Annotated in this window: 4 protein-coding genes; 2 read left to right on the forward strand and 2 right to left on the reverse strand. The window is 68.9% G+C overall.

All coding sequences use genetic code 11. The features are described from left to right. Both dnaG and AC27KI_RS17925 read right to left on the reverse strand, forming a co-directional pair. Positions 1 to 1,336, reverse strand: a 1,336-nt coding sequence (gene dnaG / locus AC27KI_RS17920; protein WP_487115051.1) for a DNA primase, incomplete at its 3' end; no start/stop codon positions are given. Positions 1,337 to 1,390: 54 nt separating this feature from the next. Then, complete coding sequence (locus AC27KI_RS17925; protein WP_487115053.1) at positions 1,391 to 2,425, reverse strand: helix-turn-helix domain-containing protein; 1,035 nt, start codon at positions 2,423 to 2,425, stop codon at positions 1,391 to 1,393. A gap of 338 nt (positions 2,426 to 2,763) precedes the next feature. On the opposite strand from AC27KI_RS17925, the gene AC27KI_RS17930 reads away from it, so the two are divergent. Further along, positions 2,764 to 5,193: an Lcl C-terminal domain-containing protein gene (locus AC27KI_RS17930; RefSeq protein ID WP_487115055.1), complete on the forward strand. Its 2,430-nt coding sequence runs from the start codon at positions 2,764 to 2,766 to the stop codon at positions 5,191 to 5,193. A 17-nt stretch (positions 5,194 to 5,210) separates the two neighbouring features. Beyond that, a partial coding sequence (locus AC27KI_RS17935; RefSeq protein ID WP_487115057.1) for a hypothetical protein occupies positions 5,211 to 5,473 on the forward strand: 263 nt, incomplete at its 3' end.

Genomic DNA, 5,473 nt, shown 5'->3' on the forward strand with positions numbered 1-5,473 from the left:
GGTGCGCGCCGCCGCCCTGGCGGCTGGCGTCCTGCGCTGCGGCCTGGTTCCACAGGTCGGACAGATCGCGCGCGTCGAGCTGGCCCTGCTCGGCCAGTTCGGTCAGCAACTGCCGCTTGAGCGCGCCGTCGGGCAGGGCGGACCACAGTGGCCGCGCGTTGCTCACCATGTGGGCCCGGCCTTCGGCGGTGCCCAGGTCGCAGTTCTCGCGGGCCGCCTCCAGCAGGAAGCGGCTGAGCGGCAGCGCCTCGCCCACCTGGCGGGCGAAGGCGTCGGTGCCGTGTTCGCGGATGAAGCTGTCTGGGTCGTGCTCGGCCGGCAGGAACAGGAATTTCACGCTGCGCGTGTCGGTGGCGTAGGGCAGGGCTCCGTCGAGCGCCTTGCGCGCCGCGCGCCGCCCGGCCGCGTCGCCGTCGAAGCTGAACACCACGGTGTCGGTGAAACGGAACAGCTTGTGCACGTGGTCGGGCGTGCAGGCCGTGCCCAGCGTGGCCACGGCGTTCGGGAAGCCGAGCTGCGCCAGCGCCACCACGTCCATGTAGCCTTCCGTGACCAGCACGTAGCCGTGCTCGCGGATAGCGGTGCGCGCCTCGAACAGGCCGTAGAGTTCGCGGCCCTTGTGGAACACGGGCGTTTCCGGCGAGTTGAGGTACTTGGGCTTGTCGTCGCCCAGCACGCGCCCGCCGAAGCCGATGCATTCGCCCTTCACGTTGCGGATCGGGAACATGACGCGGTCGCGGAAGCGGTCGTAGCGCTTGTCGTCCTCCTCGTTCACGATCACCAGTCCGCTTTCGGCCAGCAGGGGGCTGTCGTACTCGGGGAACACGCTGGCCAGATTGCGCCAGCCCTCGGGCGCATAGCCCAGGCCGTAGCGCTTGGCCACCGTGCCGGACACGCCGCGCCCCTTGAAGTAGCCCACCGCGCGCGGCGAATCCTTGAGGTGCTTGCGAAAGGACTCACCGGCCTTCTCGAGCACGTCCGTCAGCGTGGCCTGCTTTTGCCGCTGGGCGGCGGCGCGCTCGCGCTCCTGGGGCGAGACGTCGTCCTGCGGCACCTGCAGGCCCACTTGCTGGGCCAGGTCCTGCACGGCCTCCACGAAGCCCATGCCGGCGTGCTCCATGAGGAAGCTGATGGCGTTGCCGTTCTTGCCGCAGCCGAAGCAGTGGTAGAACTGCTTGGAGGGGCTGACGCTGAACGAGGGCGATTTTTCCCCGTGGAAGGGGCACAGCCCCATGAAGTTGGCGCCGCCCTTCTTGAGCTGCACGTAGCGGCCGACGATGTCGACCAAATCGACGCGGGCGAGCAATTCCTGGATGAACGACTGGGGGATGGACACCCGGCGATTGTCCCCCAACGCGCCGGTGCCGGCACCCGCCGGCCGGCCCGCGGGTCAGTTCGCCGGGTGGCGCGCCTCGCGCGGGCTGAGGCCGAAGCGGCGCTTGAACATGCGCTGGAAGGTGGAGGGGTCCGAAAACCCGCACCGCAGCGCGATCTCCGAGAGGCTGGGCCGCTCGGTGCCGGCGCCCGCGGTCGCGGTGATCTGCTGCCAGGCGGCCTCCAGCCGGGCGCTCCAGATGGCCGCCGCCACGCCTTCGCCATGGCGTGCGAACAGGCGGTACAGCGACGCACGCGAGCATTCCAGCAGCACCGCCAGCCGCTCGGCGCCGAAGGCCGGGTCGCCGCAGTGGCGCCGCACCAGGCCCCAGGCCGCCCGGTACAGGCTGTCGTCGAAGCGGCCTGCATCGGCCTGCAGGCCGGCCTTTTGCGATGTCTGCAGCAGGGCCAGGGCCATGTCGGTGCAGGCTTTCAGCGCCACGGTGCGTTCGTCGATCCCCATGCGCGGCGCCTCGCGCCAGGTGGCGGCCATCAGGGTCTGCAGCACGCTGCCCAGGCCCGGGCGCTGCGGCAGCTGGTCGGGCAGGGTGAAGCCGGGGCCCAGGGTGTCGTGGATCGTCTTGCGCGACACGATGAGGGACATGTCGCGGTGGCGTGAGCGCCGGATCTCCACCGGCCGGGCGTAGTCCACAAGATAGAGCATGCCGGCCGAGATCTGCTGCGCTCCGTGGTTTTCCTGGGTGGCCCAGTCGCACTCCACCATCAGCGACAGGCTGATGTCGTCCGCGCCGTCCCGGCGGCACATGGCCTCGGTGCGCACGGCATGCACGGCCTCGCTCGCGTGCTCGACCAGATCGGCCCCATGGCCGACGATGCGCCGCAACCGCCCGCCGAACGCCGCCCCGTCCGGCAACTCGGATTCGGGGCGCATGCGGCTGAGCACCGATTCCCGCCAGAAGTCGAGGCGCTCCCGAGGGGGGACGGGATCGGTGGCGACCTCCACCAGCGTCCCCGGCGCGTGCGGACTGGCCAGCGCCGCATGGCGGCGGTGTGGAGGGGAATCGGGAGCCGGACGGACCTCGTTTGCCATGAATTCCCTTCCGCGGTCTGTTGCTTTCTGTGTGTTTCCACTCGAAATGTAGTGCACGCGCGACAGGTCGAGAAAAAAAACCCTGTGCGGCCGACGGGGTCGAAATGGATCCTGCGTCTCACCCGCTGGGCCTGGAGTGGCCGCGTGTCTCAATTCCCCGTCCGAAGGGCTCCCACCGTGGCATGGGTAAGAAATCCCCACTGGATCCGCGGGTTGAAATGGCCGGTGCGAAACGGGACGATGCACCGGTGGGCGGCAGGCCTGCCGCCCGATCCCGGGCTAAAAAACTGCGTCATCACCCCAATGGACCGGCCTGCCGGACACAATTTATGCACCCTGTGGACAGCCCCCTCGACCCCCTGCAGCATCTTGACCTTGTCCGAAGCTGCGGCGAAGGCGGACTCGGCCCCGCACCCCATGCGCTGTCGGTGCCGGTCCATGCCGAGCCGGGCGGCCCGGGCCAGGGCACGCTCACGGTCTTCGGCGCGGGCGGTCAGACGCTGGTGGAGACGGCCTTCGACGGCCATGCCACGGTGCTGGTGCACGCGGCGCAGGGTGGCCTGCGCCTTGTCCTGGACCTGGGGGATGGCCTGCATCTGGCCGCCCGGCTCGAGGACTACCGGTCCGGCACGGCGGTCGTGCTGTCTCCGATCTCCACGCTGGTGGATGCCTACCTCGCCACGCAGCCGGGGATGGCGCTGGCGCGGGCCCAGGCGCGCGTGCTGGAGTCGCTGGGGCTGCCGCCCGACCTTCCCGTGGGGACTCTGGGCTTCAGCCTGGACCGCGACCGGTTCGATGCGGACCACTTCCACCAGGCCGCGCGTGGCGCAGGCGGCACGCAGGCCCTGACCCGGCAGGTGGCGGACGGCATCGACGCCACGGTCTCCGTCCAGCGCTTCGGACGGAACGCGGCCGGCCTGCTGGGCGCCGACAAAAGCCCCGACGCCACCATCAAGGACCTGGTGGATGGCTTGTCCGGCAATTTCAAGGACTGGGCCGGCGGCAAGGTCAAGGGCTGGCTCATGCGGGTCAGCGGGATCAACAGCTTCCTGAACGAACTGGGGCTGGGCGAAGGTGAGGACACCACCGCCAAGCAGTTGCAGGCGATCACGGCCGAGATCAAGCGGCTGAGCGAGGCGATCGGCAGGGTGCCGCGGTCCACGGCCTACATCACCCGCCTGACGGCGCTGGAGGCGTTGAAGGCGTTCGTGCAGGACAAGACCGATTTGCTGGCCAGCGCAGCGGGGGATGCGCCGCCGACGGCCGACCAGCTTCAGGAGCAATTCGTCAAGTCCGTGAATGAAAGCCTGGTGCTGACCCAGCTGCACGACAACCAGGTGGGCTCCGGTGCCGATGCCAAGGGGCTGATCCGCCTGCTGCTGGACGACCACCCCAAGTTCTATTCGGGCCGCACCGGAACGGCCTATGACGACCTGCTGTTCAACGCCTTCAACCAGGCGCGCGCACTGCAGGCCCAGGCACTCAATCTCAAGGTCGAGGCCGCCCATGCGGGCGATCCGCCGCAGCTGGACAAGGCGGAGCGGCACCTGGACGAGTACCACATCCACCTCAAGCGCCAGCGGCTGATGTACCCCAACGGGCTCAAGCCCTTCGCCGACGGCAGCATCCTGGACCGCGACACCGGCCTGATGTGGAAACCGGAGATGTTCGAATATGACGGCCTGGAAGGGCTGATGGCCGACCCGGCGAGCGCGGGCAATCCCTGGCGCCTGCCCAGCATCACCGAACTGCAGAGCCTGATACCGCCGGACGCCGTGCGCCATCGGCTGCCTTCCGGCGAACAGTCGGCCGCGACGCCTCAAGTCATGCGGTATTTCGGCTTCAAGCCGCAGTCGTACCAGCACGACGGCACCACCCGCTACCGGCATTTCGCCGACCTGGGGCAGGCGGGGTCCAGGCCCTACAAGATCCTCGGCCCGGGCTACATCGTCACCCGCAACGCCTACAAGCGCCGCGATCGCCAATGGGGCCAGTCGGACTACGAACTGCGCACGCTGGTGATGAACCTGTACAACGGCGACGAGGAAAACATCCGCATCAAATTCTGCCGTGGCGACGGCAGGTGCTATACCCAATACGGCTCCTCGCAGCCACCCGTGCCGTGGACCATGCCGGTGCTGTACGTGCGCACGCCGCCCGTTCCCGTGGAGTTCAAGGTCGAGTTCTACGAGGGTTTCAAATCCACGGCCGACACGGCGCAGGGTTGGGCGCTGGTGCGCTACTCCGACAGCAGCGATTGGAAGGACGTGACCCAGGACGCCATCTGGAGCGTCGAGGGCGAACACGCCTCGGACGTGCACGTGTCCAACCACGAAGGCACCAGCGGCCTGGTGCAACTGCGCAGCCAGGAGCGTACGCCACGTGCCTACACGATCAAGGCCGAACTGCCCTGGTACCTGTCGGACCAGCCCGGGCAATCGGGCCGGCTGGAAGGCAAGGCCATCCTCTACGGCAACCAGAGCGCGCCGGTGCCGGTACTCAAGCTGCTGCTGCTGTCCCCGGCCACGAAGATCACCAAGCAATACCCGTTCTCGTACGACCTCAGCATCCGGGGCGTCCTGAGTTCGGGGGCCGCCATCGACAAGGACATGGCCGTCTGGTCGTGCAACCCGAGCGATTCCGGCGTGCAGATCAGCCCCTCCGGCCGGGTGACGGTGTCCCAGGCCCCCACATCGAAAAAGCAGATCCAGATCAAGGCCACGATCGGCGGCGCCGAAGGGTTCGCCTACCTCGTGCTGCTGCCCTGACCCGCGAGGCGCATTCCATGCCATTTCTCACCATCAGTGCCGGCCGCGACCGGTCCATCGCCCTCGCCGCGGACGGCGCGGCCTACGGCTGGGGCGGCGTCAAGCGGCTCGGCGCCCAGCTGCCGCCCGGCTATCCGGGCGAGCTGTGCACGTCCAGCCCCACCGAGATCGGCCACAACCGCTACGCGCAGCCGCAGCCCCAGTGGCTGAACCCGGGCCTGCCATTCACCGCGGTGCACGACGGGCATTCCCACACGCTGGCCGTGCGCGAGGGCGGCGC

This window comes from Acidovorax sp. KPB24-03, assembly GCF_057546605.1.

What these genes read in the sequence shown, in the direction of transcription:
- AC27KI_RS17925 (WP_487115053.1), bottom strand. Translation starts at nt 2,425, where the DNA reads ATGGCAAACGAGGTCCGTCCGGCTCCCGATTCCCCTCCACACCGCCGC.